Here is a 22,539-nt window from a genome sequence, read left to right as displayed (position 1 = left end):
GAATCACATTATGTCAAGCCGGAATAGCAAACACCATATGCCGCCTGTGATGCGTCGACACTTCACCTTGATCGAACTTCTGGTCGTGATTGCGATCATCGCGATTCTCGCCGCCATGCTGCTGCCCGCGCTGAACCAGGCGCGGGAGAGGGCCAGGACCAGCACCTGCCTCAACAACCAGAAACAGGTCGGCCTTGCTCTGAACATGTACGCGGGTGATTTCCGGCTCTACCCCTCCGCCCGCTACAACGCCGCCGACACGGGCATCCGTACGAGCGAGGGATACTGGGGATATCTGATCTGCCATAACGGCTACCTCCCGGAACCGGTCCGGAAGCGGAAGACCATGATCATGTGCGAAGCCTACCAGCCCGACGGCTTCGACGGCTATCACCAGACCTACGGGCTCTGGGATGCAACCGCCTATTACCAGCTCGGGGCGCAGGACCTCACCTCCGACGGAGCGAACAGCGTCTTTCTCGATCCCGCGCGGCTGGCGGCGGACCGGATCATTCTGGCAGACAGCACCCGGACCGGGTACGATGCGAGCAGCCTTCAGAGCTCTTCGCTTGCCGGCCGCGATACGCCGAATTCCGGGAGCTGGGGCATGATGGGAACGATCGCTTCGCAGCGCAATATTCATATGCGTCACAACGGCAACACCCGGGCGGTCGTCGCGCACAATGACGGCAGCGCCGGAGTGGTCTCCATCGGGGATATCGCCCATACCGCCATGTATAATTACGTGATCCGCGATTGACGGATTGTGCGGAGAATGCGGAAGATGAATCAGGAAACAGCGGCTGCGCCCGGAAGAAAGCTCTGGCGCGTCGGCACTCTCTCCTATACCGCCGGCGGTTTGCTCATGCTCTGCCTCTGTCTCCTGGGCGGCGACTTCCCGTGGGCGCTGAAGGACCGCGCCGTGGCGCCGTCGGCGACGCTGCTGATCCGGCAGATCGGCGTGTCGGAACTGGTGTATGGACTGGTGATCATCGGATTCCCGAATTTCACCAATCTTTTCCTCTCACCCGCGATCTGTTACATTTCGGACCGTCACCGCGGGCGGTGGGGGCGGCGAATTCCGTTCCTGATGTTCACGACGCCGTTCATCGTGCTGGGGCTCTATCTGCTCGGATTTTCCCGGATGCTGGGCAGCCGGCTGCACGGCGCGGTTCCGGCGGTTTCGGAACATGCCGGGATGCTGTTCTTCTTCTGCGCGGCATGGGTCCTGCTGGATTTCGGGACCACGCTCTCCGGCTCTCTGTTCAATGCACTGGTCAACGACGTGGTTCCGCTGGAACTGATCGGCCGTTTCTTCGGGCTCTTCCGCATAGTCAGCCTCGGGGCGGGCATTCTCTACAACGGCTGGCTGATCGACCGGGTGAAAACGCATGCGGCGGAGATTTTCTTCGGCATCGGAACGCTCTATCTGCTCGGGCTGCTGCTGCTCTGCTTCAAAGTGAAGGAGGGGGAATATCCGCCGCCTCCGGAGGAGCCGGCTCCCGCCGCCGGCCGGGAGTCCGTGCTGCTTCGGGTCATGCGTTCGGCGGTCACCTACCTGCGGCAGAGTTTTGAACTGCCGTATTATCGCTGGTACATGCTCGCCGTCACGCTGGGGATGATCGTTTTCATGCCGGTCAACTTCTTTTCGATCCAGTACGCCGAGAAGCTCGGCATCGATATGGGGAAGTACGGCCTGTATCTTGTCGTCACCTATCTGGTTTCCATGCTGCTGAGTTATCCGCTCGGAGCGGTTGCAGACCGTTTTCACCCGATCCGCTGCGGAATCGTCACCATGGCGGCTTATTTTCTGGTGATGGCCGTCGGCTGGGTGCTGCTGGCGGATGCACGTTGCTTCGGCGTTATTTTCGTCCTGCACGGCGTGTTGTCGGGCTGCTATATGACGGTGACCGCTTCGCTGCCGTCGCGCCTTGTGCCGCGCGCGCTGTTCGCGCAGTTCGGTTCGGCAGTCGGATTGATCGTCTCGTTCTGTTCGATGGTGATGGGGCCGCTGCTCGGAGGCATTCTCGATCTGCTGGACCACGATTACCAGTCGCTGTTCCTGCTTGGCGGAGTGCTGACGCTGTTCTCCATCCTGCTGCTGTTCAAGGTTTACCGGAATTTTCTGAAACAGGGCGGGGATGCCGGGTATCGGGCGCCGATGCCCGAGTGACGCACCGGACCGGAAAATATCTCCGGCCCGGCGGCTTTCCCGGCTATTTCCCCTGCATCATGGCTTCCGTGTCGGCTTTCGCCTCTGCGGTCGGCTTGAGGCCGAAGGTTTCGGCCAGTATTTTGGCCACGCCGGGCGACAGGAAGGCCGGCAGCGTCGGTCCGAGCCGGATGTTCCTGAAGCCGAGCGCCAGAAGTGCCAGCAGCACCGCGACGGCTTTCTGCTCGTACCAGGCGATATCGAAGGAGAGCGGCAGACGGTTCACGTCGTCGAGATCGAACGCCTCTCTGAGTTTCAGGGCGATGACGGCGAGACTGTAACTGTCGTTGCACTGGCCGGCATCCAGCACGCGCGGAATGTCGCCGATATCGCCGAGCGGCAGTTTGTTGTAGCGGTATTTCGCGCATCCGGCGGTCAGGATGACGGTCCCCTCCGGCAGTCCCGAAGCGACGTCGGTGAAATACTCCCGCGTTTTCTGGCGGCCGTCACAGCCGGCCATCACCACAAAGCGTTTGATTGCGCCGGATTTGACCGCGGCGACAACCTTGTCCGCCAGCGCCAGAACCTGGTCGTGTGCGAAACCGCCGACGATCGTGCCGTCCTCAAGCGGAGTCGGCGGCGGACAGGTCCGGGCGAGCGCGATGATCGCCGAGAAATCCTTCGGGCAGCCGTCCTTCCGGTCGGCGATGTGCGGAATGCCTGGATAGCCGGCCATTCCGGTGGTGAAGATGCGATTGCGATAGCTCTCCTGAACCGGCGTGATGCAGTTGGTGGTCATCAGGATCGGCCCGTTGAACGCGGCGAATTCGCTGTTCTGCCGGTGCCAGGCATTGCCGTAGTTGCCGTAGAGGTGCGGATATTTTTTGAGTTCCGGATAGTAGTGTGCCGGCAGCATCTCACTGTGGGTGTAGATGTCGATTCCGGCCTCTTTGCTCTGTTCAAGCAGCTCTTTCAGGTCGCGGAGGTCGTGGCCGGAGACGAGAATGCCCGGGCGCTTGCCGACGCCGGTTTTCACCCGCGTGACCTGCGGTTTTCCGTAAGTTCCGGTATTGGCCTCATCCAGCAGCGCCATGGTTTTCACCGCGATGTTTCCGCACTCGAGCACCAGAGCAATCAGTTCTCCGGCGGAGAGCTCCTGCGCGGTGGCCGCCAGCGCCCTGAAGACGAATTCATAGACTGCATCGTCCTCTCTGCCGAGCATCGCGGCGTGGTCCGCATACGCGGCGATGCCTTTGAGGCCGCAGGTCAGCAGCTCCCGCAGCGAACGGATATCCTCGTTTTCGCAGGAGAGCACGCCGAGCGGAGCCCGGGCCGCGGTCGGGCCGGTCAGTTCCTTCGCACGTTCGAGCTGCGCCGCGATCCTGGCTTCGTCGAAATTCGCGTTGGTGATGGTCATGAACAGGGACTGTACCGCGAAAAGTCCGAGTTCCCGGTCCGGCTTGCGGGTCAGCGCCAGCAGCTTCAGCTGCCGGATCAGCTCATCCATGCGGTTGGCGGTTTCGGGTTTCTTTCCGCAGACGCCGCCCAGCGTGCAGCCGGTGTTCTTTGCGGTCTCCTGACACTGGAAGCAGAACATGCACTCTTTCATCCTCTTTTCTCCTTCTGATGGATGGCCGTTCTCCGCCGCCGGAACCGTCCGGCGGATTTTTCAGTTTGTTATTGCAAACTGACTTCTGCTGTGAAAAAAAATCAGCGCAATGTCAGGCGCAGTGCATTCAGGAGCTCCTCGCCCTTGCGGCGGAGATCAAATGCTCCCCGGGCCATGCCCCACTGCTTGATCAGCAGACGCACCGGGCCGAAGAAGAGCCGGAACAGCATATCGACCGGCAGATCCTTCCGGATTTCACCCCGTTCCTGCGCTTCGCGGAAATGGCGTTCGAGCGTCTCTTTATGGCGGTGCATCATCTCGAGCATCCGTTCGGAAAATTCCGCGTCGGCCATGAACAGCTCTTCGGCGAACATCACCTGGGCCAGCGGCGGGTCGGCCTGCACCTGCCCGAAGCGGTTTCGGGCAAACGCCGCGATCGCCTCAATGCCGTGCAGTTCCGCGCTTTCGGCCGGTACGGCCTCGTCGAAGCGGCCGATCATGGTCCTGACGATTTCGGATTTGCTCCTGAAATGACGGTAGATCGCCGGCTCGGTGATCCCGAGCGCGTTGCCGAGATTCTTGATCGTGAGGTTCTGGATGCCGCCCTCCGCCGTCAGCTTCAGCGCGGCGTCGATGATTTCGGATTGCCTCTTCGTCAGGCTCATGATTACTCCTGTTAGTTATACTTCACTAACAATATATCCTTCTTTCGCCGGATATCAAGAGCGGATTTCTCTTTTTTACGGGAAACTTGCGGATGTGCGCGCCGGGCTCCGCTATTTTGCGAGCTTTTCGAGGCGTTTGCGTGCTGCGGCGATATGGTTTGTCAGCAGCCGCCTCGCGCGCTTCGCGTCGCCGTCCGCCACGGCCTGCACGATCGCTTCGTGCTCGCGGTCGGTCCTGCCGCGGTCGGCCCGGAACAGCTTCGGCGCCACGGCGAAAACGGTGGAGAGCAGCAGCGTGTTGTCGATGATGCCGCGAAGCGCGGCGGAGCCGCAGTGCCGGCAGATGGCCCGGTGAAAGGCGAAGTCGCCGGCTTCGAGCTCCCCGTTGACGCTGCTGTTTCGCCGGAGTTCGCAGGCCTGCCGGAGTTCCTTCAGCAGTTCGGGCGGGACTCCGGTCCGGATGGTTCGTTCGATGGCGAGTCCCTCGAGCGCTTCCCGCAATTCATAAATTTCGCAGAGTTCCGCGATGGTGGGCTGGCGCAGTTCGTAACCCGCATTCGGGGTGCCGCAGACCAGCCCGTCCTCCTCCAGCCGGATCAACGCCTCGCGCACGGGTGTGCGGGAGACCCGGTAGCGCTCCGCCAGCATTTCGCTGGTCAGCCGGCTTCCGGCCGGAAACACTCCGGTCTGGATGTCCGCCCGGATCGCCTTGCGCACCTGTCCGGCCGTACTGCCGTGCCTGCTTCTTTCCATCGGAGCCTCCTGTTTCGCATGTTTCGGTTACAGTATATCATCTTTTTATCCAATTTTCAATTAAAAAATAGAATATATTCTGATAATTTGAACAAGTTTGCTTGAAAAATTGGATACAATCCGGTATAATTAATGACAACTTGTCATTCATGGCCGGAAAGGATTTGTCATGCTGAGATTCAAAGGATTGGTGGCGGCGACGTTCACGCCGATGCACGAGGATGGTTCGATTGCGCCGGAGAAGGTGCCGATGCTGGTCGAGCATTCGCTGAAAAACGGAATGGCCGGATTGTTTGCGATCGGCTCAACCGGGGAGTTCCCCTCGCTGACGCACGAGGAGCGCCGCTCGATGGCGGAGGCGTTCATCGGCGCGGCGGCCGGACGCATCCCGGTCATCATCAATGTCGGATCGTGTTCGGTGCGCGAATCGCAGGCGCTTGCCGAACATGCGGCCGAAGCCGGGGCCGATGCCGTCTGCGCCATGGTGCCGTTCTATTTCCGGCCTCCCACGGTTCGGGAGCTGGCCGACTGTCTGAAGGAGATCGCAAAGGCATGCGCGCGGAAACCGCTTTATCTGTATCATGTTCCGTGCATGACTCACGCGAATCTGCCGATCCGTGACCTGCTGCCGATCATGGCGCAGGAGTGTCCCGAATTCGCCGGAATCAAGTATACGGATGAAAATCTCTGCGAATTCCAGCGCTGCGTCGATTACTCCGACCGTTTCCAGATCATGTTCGGGCGCGATGAAATGCTGCTCGCCTCGCTTGCCGCCGGCGCCGAAGCGGGCGTCGGCAGCACCTACAACTATTTCCCGCGGCTCTATCGGGAGCTCCTGAAAGCCTATGAGGCCGGCGATATCGAACGCGCCCGCAGTTTTCAGGAGCTGACCCATCGCGGCATCGTCCTCATCGGCAGATACGGCATGTCGTCGCAGAAGCTCTACATGAAGTTTGCCGGACTCGATGTCGGCCCGATGCGTCTCCCGGCTCCGCGTCTTCCCCTTGAACGGGAACTCGCTTTCCGCCGCGACATCGCCGAAGCCGGACTCGACCCCTGGCTGGGCTGATTCCGGGGGCAGCCCAGCCGCAGGAGCCGGCGGAGACTTCTCCGTTTCGGCTTCCGCGGCGTGTCCGCTTTATTCGAACCGTATGTCGGCGATTTCGAGTGAAGTGGCCGGGCGCGGATACAGATAGTGCTTGTTCTCCCCGTTGTAGAGGAAGAGTTCGCCGCGCAGAACTTTATCGCGCATGGCGCCGCCCTGCTGCCGCGAGAGGTCGAGCCGCACGCGCCGCCATTCGCCGGAACGGTTGCCGAGTTCGAAGCCGAGACGCATCTGGCCGTTCCAGTTCCGTTCCGGGATCGTGACGTCGAGTGCGCCCGGTTTGTCGGCTTTGATCAGCATCGAAAGGCAGCGGTGCTTCTTCGGGTCGTATTTGGCGGGGTCGAAACGGATCATCGCGTAGCTGAACCCCTGTTCCCCGGCGACCTTCGGGAATGCGATGCGGGTAACTTCTGCCGCACGGCCGTCCGGCAGCGTCGTCCTGACCTTGCCGATTTCGGGGGCCGGAACACCGTTCCGCCCGCCGCCCTTCCATTCCGAGGCGTTGACGGAGAACGGCGCTTCTCCGGCGCGCTCGCCGGTCATGGCCACCAGGATCGGAACCGGACAGCGGCCCGGCAGGTAGTCGATATCGGTATTCTGTCCGGCCGAAAGGAAGTCGATGGTCTTGATCTCCTTCTCCGGAAACGGATTGTCCCAGACGGCCATATAGGTGCCGACCTGATCCGTTACCGGATTCGGCCGCAGAATGCCGGGTGCCGCATCGCCGAGGAACGCGCAGTTCCACCAGTCGCCGATATTGCGGCCCGGGATCAGCATGTAGTCATATTTCGTGCCGTCGGCGTAGTTGATCCGGTAGCAGCCCGCATCGGTTCCCTTCCAGGCACAGGTGTGCAGGAAAAAGAGCCGCGACAGCTTCGCGTTGACCGGAATGCCGTCGATCCGGGCCGGGAGCTCGGGTTTTTCGGTGCCGCGCACGATCAGGCAGGACTTTCCGTTGTTCTTCGCCGGATCGATGATGCGGAAGGGGATGCCGTTCACCTTCTGCAAGCCGGTTGGCATGTTGCGGAAGTCGTTCTCGCCCTGGCCGGTCCAGCCGGTTCCGTCACCGTCGTCGCGGAAACCGCGGTTCGCCTGCTTCGTGAGGTCGATCGGATATTCGCGCCCTTCCGGAATCGACCAGTGCATCGAGCTGAGCTCAAGCGGCATGACCTTTTCGTACGGTTTGCGGCCGGAGAGCATGTAGTCGAAGACGTTTCGCAGGTAAGTCGAAGCCGAGCTGTCCCGGCCCCAGAGGGAGGTCGCGTCGAGCTGCGTCCAGAAGACGTGCCCCTTGCCGACCAGGGCTTCCAGAACCGCGTTTTCGACATTCTGGCTGCCGAGCAGCGGACCGCGCACGGCGATCGCGTTCGTCGAGAAAGGCGCCAGGGCTACCGTGATGACCCGGCCTTCGACCGGGTTTTCCCACAAATCGAAGTTTCGCTGGTCGAGTCCGGCGAAAACCGGGTGCTGCGGATAAACAAGGTCCGCGAACGGCAGCGGAGAGAGTACCGGCTTCGATTCGGGCAGCACGTTGCCGGAGGTGACCGGCTGTTCGAGAACCAGAAGTTTGCCGCCGGCTCTGAGCCAGGCGTCCAGCTTCCGGGCGTCGAGTTTCAGCGGTTCGCTGTTTTCGAGTCCGGCCGGAATGATCGCCGCCGTGAAGGCGCCGTCGAGTTTCGCCGCCGGGATGACTGCGTACGGAATTGCCAGCGCTTTCAGGACGGCGCCTGTCGTTTCGACGTCGGCCGGGCTGCCGACATCAAGCAGTGCGACCTTTTCGGCGCACTTGACCGGGTCGGTCAGCACGGCCGGGCTGCCGAGGTAGACATTGTAGAAGTTGCGCGACAGTTCCTTGCCGTCCGCGCCGGAGAAGGTGGCGCGGAGCTGCGCATGGCCGATCGGCTTTTCCGGCATTCGAAGGGTGACCGGGAGTACGGCCGTCTTCCACGGAGCGAGCTCGGGGAGGGCGGCCTCTGCGAGCGGAAGCTCTTTGCCCTGCTCCGTCAGGAGCCAGACCCGGATTTTCCCGTTCTTCACTTCATGATTCGTGCTGTTGACGACGAAGAGCTCGCGCTTTGTGTCACGGCCGGCGAAGAAGTTCGACGGCGGCAATCCCTGTTCGTTGCGGAGTCCGACCAGAATCGGCTGATTCCAGAGCGTCGCCGGGCGGAAGCCGGTCGCATGCTGCCACGGCGCGAAACCGTCCACGCGCGGATTCTGGCGCGCCAGTTCGAGCAGCCGGTGGCCGAACAGCGCTTTGCCGTAGCTCATGCCGCGCTTCGGGTCGAGCGAGGCGGCCAACCCGATCGTGCCGGCGTAGCCGATGCCGTTGCCCTGTGCCCAGGAGGTGCTCGAACGCGCATATTTCGCATACTGGTTCATGTCGCCGATGCGGAAGGCGGCGTCGCTTTTGCCGCCCCAGGTAAAGCCGACGCACTCCCAGATGATGTAGGGCCACGGCAGCCGGTCACCCTTGACTTTATAATGCTCGAGCGAACCGTCGTAGGCGTCGTTGATGTTCTTGTTCCAGCGTGTCCAGGAGTTCACGGAGAGCCCGTGATAGCTGTGCAGGTCGAGGAAATCCGTGTTCAGCGGCTCGATGCCGTAGCTGATCCATGAGGCGGAGCCGGAGAACGAACCGGCCGGCCGCCCCGATTTGTCGAATTCACGGATGAGGTCGATCTGACGGTCGAGCTGGCGCTTGACATCCGGCTTTTCCCGGTGCCGGACCTCGTTGGCGCCGGACCACATGACCACCGACGGGTGGTTGTAGTCGCGCCGGAGCCATTCGCGCAGCTCGCGGTCGTTGTTCTCCTGAAACGCTTTTTCGTCGAGAAGGTTCGTGAAGCTCCAGCCCCATTCGTCGTAGATCATGAGTCCGATTTCATCGGCGATCTCAAGCGCGGCCGGAAGGATCGGCAGGTGGGCGTTCCGGATGATGTTGACGCCCTGCCGCTTGAAGCCGTTCATGTATTTGCGGAGGTTCGCCGCGTCTTCGGCCGGCGTCGTGCCGCGTCCGCCGAAATCGACCGAACGGATGTTTTCGCCGAAGAGATAGATGCGTTCGCCGTTCAAATGGAATTTTCCGTCGACGATTTTGAAATCACGGTAGCCGAAGCGCTCGACAGCTCCCGAGACGACCTTGCCGCCGTCCGCAAGCGTGGCCGACAGATAGTAGAGAAACGGATTTTCCGGCGACCATTTGACCGGGTCGGCCAGTTTTACGGATGCCGTGCCGGTGTTGACGCCGGGCTTGAGCGAAACCGGCAGCGAGAGGTTTCCGGCGGTTTTGTTCGGGTCGCGTTTCAGCGCGGTCGTGACCGTGAGCGCGAGTTCGCCCTTGAACTCGCGGCCTGAACGGTTGTCGATGGTGTAGTCGACCCGGATTGCCGAATCCTTCAGCACCGGATTCACGAGCATGGTTTCGATGTAGAGCTCCGGCACGAAAGCGAGTTCGACGCTCTGCCAGAGGCCGCCCTTGATGTTGCCCCAGCCCCATTGCGAGCCGTAGACGTGCTTCGCGGCCGGAACCGTGCCGTGGGTGGTGCCGAAGTCGGTGAGCACACGGATGGCGAGCGTGTTTTCTCCGGGCTTGACGAGGTTCGTCACGTCGAATTCGCACGGCGTGAAATCGCCCTTGTGCCGCCCTGCCTCCCTGCCGTTGACGAAGACGACCGCATCGTAGCCGATCACGCCGAAGCGCAGCAGCGCGCGGCGTCCGTCCAGCTCGGAAGCGTTCACGTCGAATTTCCGGCGGTAGAAGCCCTTCACATACGGTTCTTCCCGCAGATACGCCTTCGGATATTGTCTGTACCAGTCGAGCGGAACCGCGATCGCATCCCATTTCGAGTCGTCGAAACCGGGCTGTTCATACCCTTTGTCGAGGTCGACCGAAGCGTCGAACGGCCGGGCGGACCGGACCGGGGGGAGTATCTTCCACTCCCTGCCGTTGAGGGAGCGCGAGAGCGTGAAGGCGCCGGGCTTGACCACGGAGCCGTCCGCACGTTTGAGTTCGACCTGATTCGGCGCGACGGCGGGAGACTCCATCGGCAGCGCCGGACCGAGTTCGGGGTAGAACGGCGGAATCTCCGCCGCTGCTGCGAATATCGCGGCGGAGGCCGCGGCAACCAGAGTGAAACGCTTGATCATGTCATGCTCCTGTCTTCAGCGGGAGTAGAAGTTCTTGAAATAGTCGTTGTTCGTGTTGAGTTTGGACTTGATGTCCTCCCACTGCAGCGACTCGACATGGCCGTCGAAGAAGCAGGCGTTCGTCTTTTTGCTGTGCCGGTAGGCGAGCACTCCTTTTCCCTCCGGCGCGTCCTCGCCGTAGTTGAAGTAGCCGCGGTCGGCGGCATACGGGTCATACCCGTAGATCAGGTGGTCGAGCGCATCGGCGAAGGAGACCGACTCGGTCGGCCGGGTCAGTCTGGTCACCTTGTAGGCCCGGTAGTCTTTCCACCCTTCGGTGTCTTCGAGCGTCTTGTAGCCGACTCCGTAGGAACGCAGGACGTGGCCGGCTTTGATCCCGTCCGAAGTGCCGGCCTGAATGACCGCGCGGGAGTTCGGGCAGAGGATGTTGACCGGGAAATAGGTTTTGTTCGATTGGTCGGCATTCAGCGGCGGAGCGCCGATTTCGCGGCGGAAATCGTCGATTTCATAGTAACTGGGCCGGAACGGAACCCAGTAGTCGTTGTTGGTGGAAGCATACAGAATGGCGGCCGTGCCGAACTGTTTCAGGTTGCCGGTGCATTTGGTCTTGCGCGCCGACTCCCGCGCCTGGTTCAGCGCCGGCAGCAGCATCGAGGCGAGAATCGCGATGATCGCGATCACGACGAGCAGTTCAATCAGGGTAAATGACTCTCTCTTCATTCCGGAACCTCCGTTAGACTTCGTTGCGTTATTTGTGAAACTGCGGAATATATAAATACCTTACATTACCTTACAATAAAAATTATACCACAAAACGGTGCGGATGTCAATAGGCGAGTAAAAAAAACGGAATTATTTGAATCGGCGGGGCTCCGGAGATCCTCCGGAGCCCTGCCGTCCTGCCGTCAGCGGGCGGAATCGACGATTTTGCCGACCAGCCGCGGCAGGGCGCTCCCGGCATACATGGCGTTGAGCCGGATCTGGTTTTTGTGGGCGACCAGAACGGCATACAGCCCGCGCCCGCGGTCGATCCACGGGTAGGTCCCGGCCCAGCCCGGCGAGCTTTCGATCAGGACATTGCCCCGGGCGTCTTCGCTCTCGCGCCAGTGGCCGAGCCCGTAGATGCCGGGGTGTTTGCCGCCGCAGTACGCCTCGACGAACACGTCTTTCGGAACTGCGGCGCCGTTGAGCTGATCGCGGCCCATCTCCTTCACCGCCTCCGGCGAAAGAATGCGCTTTCCGCGGTAGGTTCCGTTGTTCGAGAGCATTTCGAGGAATTTCGCATAGTCGCGCAGCGAGGAGCGCGCCCCGCCGGAGAGTTTCGGAATATGTCTCGGATCCACCGGCACCCAGGCGGTATCGGTCAGCCCGAGCGGTTTGCCGATTTTCTGCTCCCAGAGCTGCTCCCAGACGAGCCCCGACGCGCGTTCGGCCATGCGTCCGGCGATCTGCATGGCGATGCCGCCGTAGTTCCATCGGGCGCCAGGCCGGGCGACGAGCTTGCGCGGCAGGAGCGCCACGACCGATTCCTGCAGCGTCGCGTAGTTGTCGTCATGTCCGACCGGCTGATAGCTGATGTAGCCGGAGGTGTGCGAGAGCAGCTGCCGCAGCGTCGCTTTGCCTTTGGGGTCTCCCTTGAATTCGGGAATCCACTTTTCCGCCGGATCGTCGAGGGAGAGCTTTCCCTCGTCCACCAGCGTCATGATGCAGGCCGCCGCGTACCATTTTCCGGCCGAGGCGATGAACTCCGTCGTCGCCGGCGTGTGTTCGCCGAGGCTGCGTTCATAGATCGGTTTGCCGTCCTTCACGACGAGAAACGAGAGTCCGGGGTAGACGCCGGCATCCATCCAGCCTTCGAGCAGCCGGTCCAGTTCGGTGAAATCATAGTCCGCGGCGCCGAGCGCGAACGCCGCCGCCGCCAGTACGGAAATGAGTATGCGTTTCATGGTACCTCCGGGTTCGGTGAGGGAATACATTACCTGCTGACGCCGGAAAATCAACGGCGCATCAGAAAAAAACGCACCGCTTCGTCTGAAGCAGTGCGTTGCAGTATTCCGGAAATGCGGGCAGCTTACTTGCCGAGCTCTTCCGGCATCGGAATCAGGTACTTGACGCCGTATTCCTTCTCAAGCTGCTGGAAGAACTCCATGACGGCTTTCTGCTGCTGCTGCTTCTCTTCGACGTCCTTCTGGGCCTTCAGGAACGATTCGATGTCGCCCTTGACCTTTTCGAACGGAATGGTCGTGCCTTCGGTCTGCAGGGCGTCGCGGCGGATGATGTGATATCCGAACTGCGTTTTGACCGGCTCGGCCGAAATTTCGCCCGGCTTGAGCGCGAGGGTCGCCTTTTCGAATTCCGGAACCATCTGGCCCTTGCCGAAGGCGCCGAGCGAACCGCCGCGGGCGCTGCTCGGGCAGGTGCTGTTCTCTTTGGCGAGCTCTTCGAAGAGCTTCGGATTCTCCTTGAGCTGCTTCAGCAGCGCGGCAGCCTTCTCCTGCGCCTTCTTGTCGGCGGCATCATCCTTGCCGTCGGGGGCGATCAGGATGTGGGAGGCGCGGATCTGGTCCGGCTTGTCGGCCTCTTCCTTGAACTGGGCGGCGTTCTCGTCATAGTATTTCTTCGCAGCATCGGCCGGGATGGTCTTGTCGAACTTCAGGTTCTTCAGGACCTTCTCCTCCAGATACATCTGGTTGGCGATCTGCTGCTGCGCCATCGGCTCCTTGGACATCTCGTCGATGTACTGATCGACGGTCTTGTTCTGCATCTGGAGCTGCTGGGTGATCATGGCGAGCATCTGCTTGTCCATCTTCTTGAACTCTTCGCCGATTTTTTCCTTGACCATTTCGGCGGACGGCTTGATGCCGGCCTTGGCCATCTCGGTCTCGAAAATCTTCTGGATCACGAGCTGCTTGACGATGCCCGGCAGCGCGGCCTTGAGATTGTCGGCGGTGACGCCCTCGGGAATCTTGCCGTTCGGGAACATTTTCATGACTTCGGCCACGAGCATGTCTTTCGTGATCTTTTCGCCCTTGACTTCGGCGACGACCGCCGGCACCACTGCGAAGAGGTCCTCCGGCTTGGTTTCGGCCGGCTTGACCGTTTCGGCGGCCTTGGCCGCTTCAGCCGGCTTGGCCGTCTCGGCCTTCTTGGCTTCGTCGGCCGCGGACGCCGCAAAGCCGCCGCAGATCATGCTGCCGGCGACGAGAAGCGCCATCATTCTGCTGTTGTCCATTTCTCTTTCTCCTTCTTTAATCCGGGAAACGTCCTCTATTGCGCTTCCCTTCTGAATTGCCTGTGTCACGGATTTCAACGCCAAAAGCTGTCGATTGTTAAATTAATACACTCTTAACCGCATAATTTCAAGTCGCAATGCGAGGATTCCCCAAAGATATTTCCGGCGGAATCCGCCGCATCCCGCCGCGGAGCACAGGCGCGGGTCAGCAGAAGTCGATATAATCGATCGCGGTCCGGGCGTTTTTGCCGCGCAGCCCGATCCGCAGGAGGTTCGAGAGCTTCGCCTTGCGCCGTTCCGCGATGATCCGGTCCGCGTAGGTCGGGCCGATGCACGGAATGCGCAGCAGCGCTTCACGGTCGGCCGTGTTGATCCTGACCGGGAAGAACTCGGGGTGGCGCTCGGCCCAGCGCAGTTTCGGATCGCGCGCGAGATCGAAATTCCCGTCCGGTCCGAACTCCATCTCGTCCGCGTCGAAGTGGTATTTCCGAAGCAGGAAGTCGGCCTGGTAGAGCCGGTGCTCCCGGGTCAGCCGGTCGTGGTTGGAAAGCACGAGTTCGAGCGATTCGGGCCGCGGCGCGAGCGGAATGTCCGCGCCGGGCTGGAAGGCGGAGAAGTAGACCCGCTCGAAACGGAGCTTGCGGTAGACGGCGGCGGTATAGCGGACCAGCTCGCGGTCGCTCTCATCCGCCGCGCCGACGATGAACTGGGTCGAGCAGCGGATTCCCGCATAGGGGCTGCCCGGCTGCGTCTGGTCCGCGAGGAAGCGCAGCGGCCTGACGATATCGCTGTCGAAGCTCTTGTAGGCGGAGAGCTGCCGGAAGTAGCGCTCTCCCGGCGTCTCGATATTCAGCGAGACCGCGCTGGCCAGCTGCAGCGCCCGCGTGATGGCCGCTTCGGAAGCGCCTGGAATGATCTTCAGATGGATATAGCCGCGGTAGCGGTACTTCCGGCGCAGAATCTCGGCCGCCGCAGTCAGCCGCTCCATGGTCCGGTCGGGCGTGCCGACGATGCCGGAGGAGAGGAAGATGCCGAGCAGCCATTGACGGCTCAGGTGATCCATGAACAGCCGGGCGATCTCGTCCGGCAGGAGCGTGCAGCGCCGGACATTCCCCTCGTGGCGCAGCGGACAGTAACGGCAATCGCTCGAACACGCATTCGAAAGCAGCGTTTTCATCATGATGCCGTACCCGCCCGCCGCCAGCGGAACCGGATAGAGCCAGCTTCCGTCCAGCTTGCGCCTGCGCCGCTCTTTATCGCTTGAGGAGCAGGCACATGCGAGATCGTAACGCGAGTCGTCCGCGAGGTGTATGAGTTTCTGCAGCGCATCCATGATGCCGGTAATATACGCCGCCGGAAACGGAAATCAAGTCCGCGAAATCAGAAATCCGGAAGGCGGCAGAACCGCTTCGTCTCCGCCGTTCAGGGCGGCCCCGCCGCCGCGGAAAAGCACCTCTCCGCCTCCTGTCCCGACGGTCCGGGTCTCGCGGCCGAAATTGACGGCGGTGAGGACGCTCTCCGCCGGCATCGTCCGCCGGAAAGTCAGAAGCTCATCCGGATACGGGTTGTCGAGCCAGACGGTTTCCCCCTGCGTCAGGGCCGGCGTCCGGCGGCGGAGGGCGATCAGTTCCTTCAGGAATCTCATGCGGCGTTCGCCGGCCGGCGTGACCGCGTTCGACCAGTCGATGACGAGCCCGGGGCCGTAAAAACGGTTCCCGAAGATGCTGTGGCGGTGCGAGTCGGCGATCTCCTGCCCGCAGTAGAGCAGCGGCACACCGTCAAGCGCAAAGCAGAAGGCGAGGGCGGCTTCGATCCGCTCGGGGCCGAGTTTCTCGATCCGGTCGTCATACTGGTCGTTCGCAAGATCGTGGTTGTCGAAGGCGGCGAGGAACCGCGCGCCGGGCAGCGCCTCCGCCCGGCGCTGTTCGCGGGCCTCGCGCAATGCCGAGGCCGGTTTTTCTCCGCGGAGGACTGCCGGGAAGCTCCAGATGAACGTCATGCCGTAGTTCAATTCGAAGGCGGCGCGCTGCTCCTCGCGGCGGTCGCCCTCGCTTTCGGCCAGCATGATCAGCCCGGGTTTCAGCGCGTCGATGCGCCGCCGCCCTTCCTCCCAGAAATCGAGCGGAACGGCCCCGGCCACGTCGCAGCGGTAGCCGTCGACGTCGAATTCCCGGACGAAATACTCCATGTTCCGCCACAGGTATTCGCGCAATCCGGACGAAGCGAAATTCAGCTCCGGGAAATGCCAATGGCCGTTCCGGATTTCCCCGTTTTCGTCGCGGACCGCGAAATCCGGATGTTCCGCGAGGAACGCCGCCGACGGGCCGCAGTGGTAGTAGACCAGGTCGAGCAGCACGCGGAGCCCGAGGCCGTGGGCGGTGCGGACGAACGATTTCAGGTCGTCATCCGTGCCGTATTCGGGATCGACCGCGTAGTAGTCGCCGACGCGGTAGATGTTCTTCGGGTTGTTGAGCCCGGACTGCTTCTGGCGGTCGCTCCAGAATTCCGGGCGCGGGTCGTCGTCGGCCAGCGTGACCGGACAGAGATAGACCATATCCGCCCCGAGCGCGGCGATGTGCGGCAGCAGCCGTTCCGCCGCCCTCAGCGTCCCGTCGGGCGTGAATGTGCGCAGATTGATCTGGTAGATGACCGAGTCCTTCAGGAATTCCGGCGCGGCTTTTGCCGTCAGGTTCGACATTTTTTATCCTTTCCGATGGTTGACTGAGTGGATTCCTGCGATATATTATACCGGATGATGTTCAAAACGGCAATGGCCGGGATGATTATCTTTTTAACCAATCCGATTATTCCGATGAGACAACGCCTGATCGAAAAAGCGAAGCTGCTGCCGGAGCCGGAAAGTTATTTCCGGGGGCGCGAGATCGGCGGCGGCTTCCGCCTGCCGTCGAGCCTTCTGCTTTACTGGCACGATTATCCGCATGAGCGGACGATCATCAGCACACGCCATATGCTGATCCTTCCGGCGGTGCCGATGGAGTATCTGGTGAGCGGAAACCGGATCGCGCTGGAGCCGGGCCGGGCGCTGCTGGTCAAGCCGTATCTGCGGCGCAGCGTCCCGGAGGGGCGGGAGCGTCATGACCGTCTGATCGTTTCGTTCGAGGCGGAGGAGGGGCAGCCGTACCTGCCCGCCGAACCGCTGATGGAGGCGAACGATGCGGCATTCGCGGCGGCGGAGCGCCTGGTCGACGCTTATCTCGACGGCGATACGCTGCGGTCGATGTTCGAGCTGGTACTGCTGCTGCGCGAACTGTCGGCCGGGCAGCTGCCGAGGAGGGACGCGCCGCTCTCCCCGCCGGTCAAAGCCGTGCTGAACCGGATCAACCAGGAGCTGACCCGGCAGCTCTCGATCAAGCTTCTGGCGGAGGGGGCGGGGCTGTCGGCCAGCCATCTGCGGCGGAAGTTCCGGGAGGAGCTCGGCATCGCGCTCGGAGACTACCTGGCCGAGCGGCGGCTCAACGCCGCCCGGCGGCTGCTCGAGGAGACGGACGAACCGGTCGGCCGGATCGCCGCCGCGTGCGGTTACGATTCGATTTACTCCTTCAGCCGCTTCTTCCGCAAGCGGACCGGCGTCGCGCCGTCGTTCTGGCGAAAGAGCGGCGGGCGCTGAATGGCGTTCAGCGGACGCGGCTGTTCTGGCCGCCGGGACTCCGCCTGCCGCCGGGGCGTTTCCGGTTGCCGGGGTTGACTTTGGTGCCTTCCGATTTTTTGACTTCCGTCCCGTCCGCGAATTTCATGGTGGTGATCGAGAGGTCTTCGAGCGAGATCGCCGGGTTTCCGGAGATTTTTTTCACCCGGCTTTTCGGGTTCAGGTTCTGCAGGTCCCGGGTCAGCATCCGCTTTTCGCCTTTCTTCAGGTTGCTGCCGTTTGCATACACCTCGAAATCCCGCCTGTCGATCTCAAGTTCGAGTTTGCAATCGAACGAACTGATATCCTTGCCGGAGGTGTTTTCAACCTGGAAGGTGATGGATTTTTTGTCGAAGTCGTATTGGAACTCCGACACTTTCAAGAATTTCGATTCGGCGGAGAGGGTCAGCGCCGCGCAGAAGAGCAGCATGGAAAAAAGGTATTTCATGATATTGTGTCCCTTTCATTCAGAGGTGTGATGACTTTCGACGGGTTCAGGATGTTCAGCGGGTCGAACACCTGTTTGATGCCGGCCATGAGCATCTGTTCGGAGGCGCTTTGCGACTCCGCCAGGTACGGCCGCTTCGCATGGCCGATGCCGTGCTCGCCGGAGACCTTGCCGTTCAGCTGCCGCGCCCTGGCGTAGAGTTCGCCGAAGACGGCTGCCAGCGTTTTCTCCCACGCGGCGTCGTCGAGCCCGTCGCGCAGCACGTAGATGTGCAGATTGCCGTCCCCGGCGTGGCCGAAGGAGCGGAGCCGGACGCCGTATTTCTCCTGCAGAGAATGCGAAAACAGCACGAATTCCGCCACATCCCGGCGCGGCACGACCACATCGCACTCGTCCATTTCGGTCGTCGACGCCTTGATCGCTTCGAGGAACGCGCCCCGCGCGGACCAGATCGATTCATTCCGTTCTGCCGTGTTTGAGAGGAACACGTCGATCGCGCCCGCCGCGAGGCAGGTGTGCGCGGCCTCGCGGCTGGCGAGGTCGATCTCCTCTTTGCTCGCTCCGTCGAAGGTCAGCAGCAGATACGCATCCGAACTGTTGTCCGGAAACTTGCGGCCGAGGAACTCCTCCGCCGCGAGAATCACCTCGCGCTCCATGAATTCGACCGCGGTCGGCACCGAACTGGCGCGGATGACCGCCGGAACCGTCCGGATCGCCGACGGCAGGTCCGGGAACGGCACGAGCAGACTGATCTTGAAGCGCGGCAGCGGCAGCAGCCGCAGGATCGCCTTCGTCACGATGCCGAGCGTTCCTTCTGAGCCGACGATCAGATCCTTCAGACTGTAGCCGGAACTGTTTTTGACGACTTTGCCGCCGAGCTCGACGATGCTGCCGTCGGCCAGCACGACTTCGAGCCCGCGCACGTAGTCGCGGGTCACGCCGTATTTGACCGCGCGCATGCCGCCGGCGTTCGTATTGATGTTTCCGCCGATGGTCGCGGTTTTTTCGCCCGGGTCGGGCGGGTAGAAGAGCCCGCGCTCCTCGACATATTTCGAGATTTCCATCAGCAGTACGCCCGGTTCGAGCGTCAGCGTCATATTTTCCTCATCGAGCTCGAGGAAGCGGTTCATGCCGGAGAGGTCGACCATGATGCCGCCGAACAGCGCGACCGAGCCGCCGACCAGCCCGGTCCCCTGGCCGCGCGGCGTGACCGGAATCCGGTTCGCCGAGGCGTATTTCATGATTGCGGAGACCTCCTCCGCCGACATCGCCTTTACGAGCGCATCGGGCCGGCTGAACGTCCCCGACAGCTCGTCGTGGCAGTAATCCTCGCTGATTCCGGCGCCCGGGATCACCCGTTCCGGCGCGCAGATCTTCCGCAGCTCCGCGAGGTCGGTTTCATCGAATTGCTTGTAGGAGAGCGACATTTACCTGCCCTTTCCGTTCTTGATCTTTTCAATCAGCCGCGGCACGATCTGATAGAGGTCGCCGCGGACGCCGATGTGCGCGACCTTGAAAATCGGCGCGTCCGGGTCCGTGTTGATCGCGACGATCAGCTCCGAACCGTTCATGCCGGCGACGAACTGGATCGCCCCCGAGACGCCGCAGGTGATGATGAGCTTCGGCTTGACCGTCCGCCCGGAGAGCCCGATCTGGCTGCGCGGATTGACCCAGCCCGCTTCGGTAAGCGAACGGGTCGAGGCGAGTTTTCCCCCGAGCAGCCCGGCGAGTTCCTCAAGCATCGCAAGGTCCTCCGCCCTGCGGACGCCGCGTCCGGCGACGACGAGGACCTCCGCCTCCTCGATGCCGGTTTCGCGCTGTTTTTCGGCCACCCGGACGACCGAAATGCCCGACGCGAGCTTTTCCGGCGGGACGGCGCGGCGCGTGACCCTGCCGGATGCCGCGCCCTTCGGCGGGATCGAAAAGATTTTGTAGCGGACCGTCGCGAACTGCGGCCTGTGGTTCGGCGTGTTGATGTGCGCCATGATGTTGCCGCCGTAGGCCGGGCGGATCTGGTCGAGGTCCGTGTTCGGCTGCATATCGAGGAAGGTGCAGTCCGCCGTGAGCCCGGTCCGGAAGCGTGCCGCGGCCCGCGGCGCGAGCGAGCGTCCCGACGGCGTGCCGCCGACCAGCACGGCGGACGGGTGTTTCGCGTTGATGAACTCCTCGAGCACGGCCGCGTACGGTTCGATCCGGAAATGCTCGAGCGCCGGGTCGTCATAGACGAACACCTCATCGGCGCCATAGGCGAGCAGTTCGTCCGCCTTCTCCGCGACTTCATGCCCGATGAGGACGCAGTAGACCGTCTGTCCGGTTTTCCCGGCGAGTTCGCGCGCCTTGCCGATCAGTTCATAGGTGACCGGATGCACGGTTCCGGCGGTCTGCTCCGCGATGACCGCGATGCCGCGCCAGGCCGATTTGTCGACCGACGGAGAGCGGTCTTCGACGTACTCGAAAACGCCGTTGCCCCTGCGGATGCAGATCCGGCACATCTTGCATCCCGCGTCGATGTCGAGTTTGCCGCCGTCGGCGCGGATGGCTCCGAACGGGCAGAGCGCCGCGAGCGCCGCCGGATCGGCGGCCTTCTCCTGATGGATTCTGATATGCGCCATAAGTCGTTACCTCAGCTGCTGCAGGAATTTCCTGTCGTCGAGAAGGCGGCGTAGGCGTTCCGCGAGCTCATCGCCGGAGCCCTCCCAGCTTTCGTGCGTATTCGTATTTTCCGGCGGAAAAATCCGTTTTACCTGGGTCGGGGAGCCGGAGAGCCCGTAGTGTTCCGGCGCCGGGTCCTCCATATCGTCGAGCGTGAAGGTCCGGACCGGACGGCCGGCCGTTTCGAGCTTGCGCCGGAACGACGGCAGCCGCGGCTCGTAAATCCCTTTCTCGACGCAGACCAGGCACGGCAGCTTGACCCGCACCGTTTCCACATGGAGCGGCAGATCAAGATCGAGCAGGATTTCTTCGCCGCTGAGCTCATGAATCCGCGATACGCCCGCGACGTGCGGAATGCCGAGGAACTCCGCGAGCTCCGCGCCGACCTGCGCGGTGTCGCCGTCGGTGGTCTGTTTGCCGCAGATCACGAGGTCGGCGCCGCCCGCCGCCCGGATTCCCTGCGCGAGCGTGTAGGCCGTCGCGAGTACATCCGAACCGCCGAAGCGGCGGTCGGAGAAGATCGCGCCGTGATCGACGCCCATCATGAACGCTTCGCGGATCACGCTTTCGGCCTGCGGCGGCCCCATCGTTACGGCCGTGATTTCGGCTCCGTGCGACTGCTTGAACCGCAGTGCGGTTTCGAGCGCGTAGAGGTCGTACGGATTCATCTTCGATTCGACGCCGTCGCGTTTCAATACGCCGGTCGCCGGGTCGATTTCGACCTGGGCGGTTCCCGGCACCTGCTTGATGCATACCGTTATTTTCATAAACACCTGCTGGGGTTGACGATGACGGAGACTCCATCCGGAATGGCCGCGACCTTCGCCTCCGGCCCGAGCAGCGCGTACGCCATGCCGAGCGCTTCGGGGAGGGTGGAGGCGGCAGAGAGGTGCATCCTCTCGAGCATCCGGTGGTCGCAGTCGCGGGTGACGACGATGACCTTCCGCTTCGACAGGATGCGGGCGAGGATCTGAAACTCCCACTGGTCCGGTTCGGTCCGGCCGCGCGGAACGGCCGCGACCCGCGCGAGCAGCTCCTCCGGCGAAGCCGCCTCCGCCAGGTTCCGGTAGAACGATTCGCCGCCGTGTCCGTCGGAACAGCTTGCGGCGATGATGATGACGCCTCCTTCGCGGCAGGCCGCTTCACCCGCCGTCATGCCCTTGACCGCCTGGTAGACGTTCTGGTCGAGCGGATAGCCGCCGTTGCCGGTGAGGACGATGTCGGCCTGCGGCACGGCGACTCCGGCGAACCGGCGCAGGCAGCCGCAGCCCTCCGCGTGGGCGGCGACCGGGTCGCCTGCGAAGGCGCGCACGATTTTCCTGTCACGGCCGATGATCACGTTCGCGATGAAGGCGAGTTTCGCCGTTTCTGCCGCGAACAGCATGTCGCGGTGGATCGGGTTGTTCTCAAGATTGCCGGTCCGCGCATACGGGCTTTGGATGAATTCCGAACAGTGGTTGGCCAGCACCGTCCGGCGCGCGGCGATTCCGGGCAGGACGCTTTTGCGGCCGCCTGAAAAACCGGCGAAGAAGTGCGGTTCGATGAACCCCTCCGCCAGCAGGAGTTCCGTTTCGGCGGCGAGGCGGTTTATGACGAGCTCGCCGCCGGAGGGGAGTGTGCCGAGGCTGGTCAGCATCGATTCGTCCGAAGAGTCGTGGACGACGATTTTTTCGTCCGCGGCGATCTTCTCTCCGAATTTTTCGACGAGTTCGCGCCGGGTCGTGCCGCGGTGGAAGCCGGTTGCGATGAGGATCGTGACGTCGATGCCGGGGGAGCCCCTCCGCAGCCGTTCGAGCAGCTGCGGCATGAGAATCCGGCTCGGGACCGGCCGGGTGTGGTCGCTCGCGATGATTACGGCCGAACGCCTGCCTGCGGCGAGCTCCTCGAGGAGCGGGGAGCCGACGGGCCGGTCCAGCGCTTCGCGGACGGCCGCCGCCTGGTCCGCCGCGGCGGCGGGCAGCGCTGATTCGAAGCAGCCGAGAAAATTCCTCTCGTCGATTTCCGCCTCAAGGACGGTCCGGTCGTACGGAATGCTTACGCGTCTCATAATCCCGCCGTGAATCGTTGGTTTCGGGGCCGATTGCAAGACAATACCACCCGGCGGCCGGAAAATCAACCGCCGGAATCG

The 22,539-nt window shown here is 62.4% G+C and carries 18 protein-coding genes; 4 read left to right on the top strand and 14 right to left on the bottom strand.

The genetic code is table 11. From position 1 onward, the window contains the following. The first annotated feature begins 10 nt into the window (after window positions 1–10). Together FYJ85_RS00925 and FYJ85_RS00920 are read left to right on the top strand one after the other, a co-directional pair. Entirely contained in the window at window positions 11–760 is a 750-nt protein-coding gene (locus FYJ85_RS00925) for a DUF1559 family PulG-like putative transporter (protein ID WP_154416691.1), read from the top strand. A gap of 24 nt (window positions 761–784) precedes the next feature. After that, window positions 785–2,173, top strand: coding sequence for an MFS transporter (locus FYJ85_RS00920; RefSeq protein WP_158703922.1), 1,389 nt, complete (start codon window positions 785–787; stop codon window positions 2,171–2,173). 43 nt (window positions 2,174–2,216) lie between these two features. Here FYJ85_RS00920 and hcp read toward each other — a convergent pair whose 3' ends face one another. The 3 genes from hcp to FYJ85_RS00905 all read right to left on the bottom strand — a co-directional run bounded on the left by hcp (window position 2,217) and on the right by FYJ85_RS00905 (window position 5,179). After that, the gene (hcp, locus tag FYJ85_RS00915) at window positions 2,217–3,749 is read right to left on the bottom strand and encodes a hydroxylamine reductase (RefSeq protein WP_154416824.1); all 1,533 of its coding nucleotides are present in this window, start codon (window positions 3,747–3,749) and stop codon (window positions 2,217–2,219) included. A 113-nt stretch (window positions 3,750–3,862) separates the two neighbouring features. Then, entirely contained in the window at window positions 3,863–4,426 is a 564-nt protein-coding gene (locus FYJ85_RS00910) for a TetR/AcrR family transcriptional regulator (RefSeq protein WP_106053156.1), read from the bottom strand. 111 nt (window positions 4,427–4,537) lie between these two features. Then, on the bottom strand, window positions 4,538–5,179 hold the full coding sequence (locus FYJ85_RS00905) for a GntR family transcriptional regulator (protein WP_154416690.1): 642 nt from the start codon (window positions 5,177–5,179) through the stop codon (window positions 4,538–4,540). Between the two features lie 169 nt (window positions 5,180–5,348). Here FYJ85_RS00905 and FYJ85_RS00900 point away from each other — a divergent pair, with 169 nt between their 5' ends. Beyond that, complete coding sequence (locus tag FYJ85_RS00900) at window positions 5,349–6,248, top strand: dihydrodipicolinate synthase family protein (protein WP_154416689.1); 900 nt, start codon at window positions 5,349–5,351, stop codon at window positions 6,246–6,248. Between the two features lie 69 nt (window positions 6,249–6,317). Here the strand turns inward: FYJ85_RS00900 and FYJ85_RS00895 are convergent, their stop codons facing one another. The 6 genes from FYJ85_RS00895 to FYJ85_RS00870 all read right to left on the bottom strand — a co-directional run bounded on the left by FYJ85_RS00895 (window position 6,318) and on the right by FYJ85_RS00870 (window position 16,363). Then, window positions 6,318–10,433, bottom strand: coding sequence for a glycoside hydrolase family 2 protein (locus tag FYJ85_RS00895; protein ID WP_154416688.1), 4,116 nt, complete (start codon window positions 10,431–10,433; stop codon window positions 6,318–6,320). A 15-nt stretch (window positions 10,434–10,448) separates the two neighbouring features. After that, window positions 10,449–11,153 (bottom strand): prepilin-type N-terminal cleavage/methylation domain-containing protein, encoded by a 705-nt coding sequence (locus FYJ85_RS22880; RefSeq protein ID WP_158703921.1) that lies wholly within the window; start codon window positions 11,151–11,153, stop codon window positions 10,449–10,451. A gap of 185 nt (window positions 11,154–11,338) precedes the next feature. After that, window positions 11,339–12,379 (bottom strand): serine hydrolase domain-containing protein, encoded by a 1,041-nt coding sequence (locus FYJ85_RS00885; RefSeq protein ID WP_206212906.1) that lies wholly within the window; start codon window positions 12,377–12,379, stop codon window positions 11,339–11,341. 125 nt (window positions 12,380–12,504) lie between these two features. Further along, window positions 12,505–13,665, bottom strand: coding sequence for a peptidylprolyl isomerase (locus tag FYJ85_RS23510; RefSeq protein ID WP_154416686.1), 1,161 nt, complete (start codon window positions 13,663–13,665; stop codon window positions 12,505–12,507). A gap of 205 nt (window positions 13,666–13,870) precedes the next feature. After that, on the bottom strand, window positions 13,871–14,998 hold the full coding sequence (locus FYJ85_RS00875; protein WP_206212905.1) for a radical SAM protein: 1,128 nt from the start codon (window positions 14,996–14,998) through the stop codon (window positions 13,871–13,873). 33 nt (window positions 14,999–15,031) lie between these two features. Beyond that, window positions 15,032–16,363 (bottom strand): alpha-amylase family glycosyl hydrolase, encoded by a 1,332-nt coding sequence (locus tag FYJ85_RS00870; protein WP_106053150.1) that lies wholly within the window; start codon window positions 16,361–16,363, stop codon window positions 15,032–15,034. A gap of 114 nt (window positions 16,364–16,477) precedes the next feature. Here FYJ85_RS00870 and FYJ85_RS00865 point away from each other — a divergent pair, with 114 nt between their 5' ends. Continuing rightward, window positions 16,478–17,293, top strand: coding sequence for an AraC family transcriptional regulator (locus FYJ85_RS00865; protein ID WP_206212904.1), 816 nt, complete (start codon window positions 16,478–16,480; stop codon window positions 17,291–17,293). 7 nt (window positions 17,294–17,300) lie between these two features. Here FYJ85_RS00865 and FYJ85_RS00860 read toward each other — a convergent pair whose 3' ends face one another. The 5 genes from FYJ85_RS00860 to larA are packed head-to-tail and all read right to left on the bottom strand — an operon-like array spanning window position 17,301 to window position 22,458. Beyond that, window positions 17,301–17,759, bottom strand: coding sequence for a hypothetical protein (locus tag FYJ85_RS00860; protein WP_154416684.1), 459 nt, complete (start codon window positions 17,757–17,759; stop codon window positions 17,301–17,303). After that, window positions 17,756–19,186 carry an FAD-binding oxidoreductase gene (locus tag FYJ85_RS00855; RefSeq protein WP_154416683.1) on the bottom strand — a complete coding sequence of 477 codons (1,431 nt, stop codon included), beginning with the start codon at window positions 19,184–19,186 and terminating at the stop codon, window positions 17,756–17,758. Before FYJ85_RS00855 ends, FYJ85_RS00860 begins: the two co-directional genes overlap by 4 nt. Then, the gene (locus FYJ85_RS00850; protein WP_154416682.1) at window positions 19,187–20,371 is read right to left on the bottom strand and encodes an electron transfer flavoprotein subunit alpha/FixB family protein; all 1,185 of its coding nucleotides are present in this window, start codon (window positions 20,369–20,371) and stop codon (window positions 19,187–19,189) included. It abuts the gene before it with no gap. 6 nt (window positions 20,372–20,377) lie between these two features. Beyond that, window positions 20,378–21,178 carry an electron transfer flavoprotein subunit beta/FixA family protein gene (locus tag FYJ85_RS00845; RefSeq protein ID WP_154416681.1) on the bottom strand — a complete coding sequence of 267 codons (801 nt, stop codon included), beginning with the start codon at window positions 21,176–21,178 and terminating at the stop codon, window positions 20,378–20,380. Further along, the gene (gene larA / locus FYJ85_RS00840; protein WP_106053144.1) at window positions 21,175–22,458 is read right to left on the bottom strand and encodes a nickel-dependent lactate racemase; all 1,284 of its coding nucleotides are present in this window, start codon (window positions 22,456–22,458) and stop codon (window positions 21,175–21,177) included. The genes FYJ85_RS00845 and larA overlap by 4 nt, the downstream gene beginning before the upstream one ends. Between the last annotated feature and the right edge of the window lie 81 nt (window positions 22,459–22,539).

This window comes from Victivallis lenta, assembly GCF_009695545.1.
Lineage (GTDB): Bacteria > Verrucomicrobiota > Lentisphaeria > Victivallales > Victivallaceae > Victivallis > Victivallis lenta.
Note: the sequence above shows the minus strand (reverse complement) of the source record. Positions and strands in the feature narration are given on the sequence as shown.

What these genes read in the sequence shown, in the direction of transcription:
- FYJ85_RS00925 (WP_154416691.1), top strand. Translation starts at nt 11, where the DNA reads ATGTCAAGCCGGAATAGCAAACACCATATGCCGCCTGTGATGCGTCGA.
- FYJ85_RS00920 (WP_158703922.1), top strand. Translation starts at nt 785, where the DNA reads ATGAATCAGGAAACAGCGGCTGCGCCCGGAAGAAAGCTCTGGCGCGTC.
- hcp (WP_154416824.1), bottom strand. Translation starts at nt 3,749, where the DNA reads ATGTTCTGCTTCCAGTGTCAGGAGACCGCAAAGAACACCGGCTGCACG.
- FYJ85_RS00910 (WP_106053156.1), bottom strand. Translation starts at nt 4,426, where the DNA reads ATGAGCCTGACGAAGAGGCAATCCGAAATCATCGACGCCGCGCTGAAG.
- FYJ85_RS00905 (WP_154416690.1), bottom strand. Translation starts at nt 5,179, where the DNA reads ATGGAAAGAAGCAGGCACGGCAGTACGGCCGGACAGGTGCGCAAGGCG.
- FYJ85_RS00900 (WP_154416689.1), top strand. Translation starts at nt 5,349, where the DNA reads ATGCTGAGATTCAAAGGATTGGTGGCGGCGACGTTCACGCCGATGCAC.
- FYJ85_RS00895 (WP_154416688.1), bottom strand. Translation starts at nt 10,433, where the DNA reads ATGATCAAGCGTTTCACTCTGGTTGCCGCGGCCTCCGCCGCGATATTC.
- FYJ85_RS22880 (WP_158703921.1), bottom strand. Translation starts at nt 11,153, where the DNA reads ATGAAGAGAGAGTCATTTACCCTGATTGAACTGCTCGTCGTGATCGCG.
- FYJ85_RS00885 (WP_206212906.1), bottom strand. Translation starts at nt 12,379, where the DNA reads ATGAAACGCATACTCATTTCCGTACTGGCGGCGGCGGCGTTCGCGCTC.
- FYJ85_RS23510 (WP_154416686.1), bottom strand. Translation starts at nt 13,665, where the DNA reads ATGGACAACAGCAGAATGATGGCGCTTCTCGTCGCCGGCAGCATGATC.
- FYJ85_RS00875 (WP_206212905.1), bottom strand. Translation starts at nt 14,998, where the DNA reads ATGGATGCGCTGCAGAAACTCATACACCTCGCGGACGACTCGCGTTAC.
- FYJ85_RS00870 (WP_106053150.1), bottom strand. Translation starts at nt 16,363, where the DNA reads ATGTCGAACCTGACGGCAAAAGCCGCGCCGGAATTCCTGAAGGACTCG.
- FYJ85_RS00865 (WP_206212904.1), top strand. Translation starts at nt 16,478, where the DNA reads ATGAGACAACGCCTGATCGAAAAAGCGAAGCTGCTGCCGGAGCCGGAA.
- FYJ85_RS00860 (WP_154416684.1), bottom strand. Translation starts at nt 17,759, where the DNA reads ATGAAATACCTTTTTTCCATGCTGCTCTTCTGCGCGGCGCTGACCCTC.
- FYJ85_RS00855 (WP_154416683.1), bottom strand. Translation starts at nt 19,186, where the DNA reads ATGTCGCTCTCCTACAAGCAATTCGATGAAACCGACCTCGCGGAGCTG.
- FYJ85_RS00850 (WP_154416682.1), bottom strand. Translation starts at nt 20,371, where the DNA reads ATGGCGCATATCAGAATCCATCAGGAGAAGGCCGCCGATCCGGCGGCG.
- FYJ85_RS00845 (WP_154416681.1), bottom strand. Translation starts at nt 21,178, where the DNA reads ATGAAAATAACGGTATGCATCAAGCAGGTGCCGGGAACCGCCCAGGTC.
- larA (WP_106053144.1), bottom strand. Translation starts at nt 22,458, where the DNA reads ATGAGACGCGTAAGCATTCCGTACGACCGGACCGTCCTTGAGGCGGAA.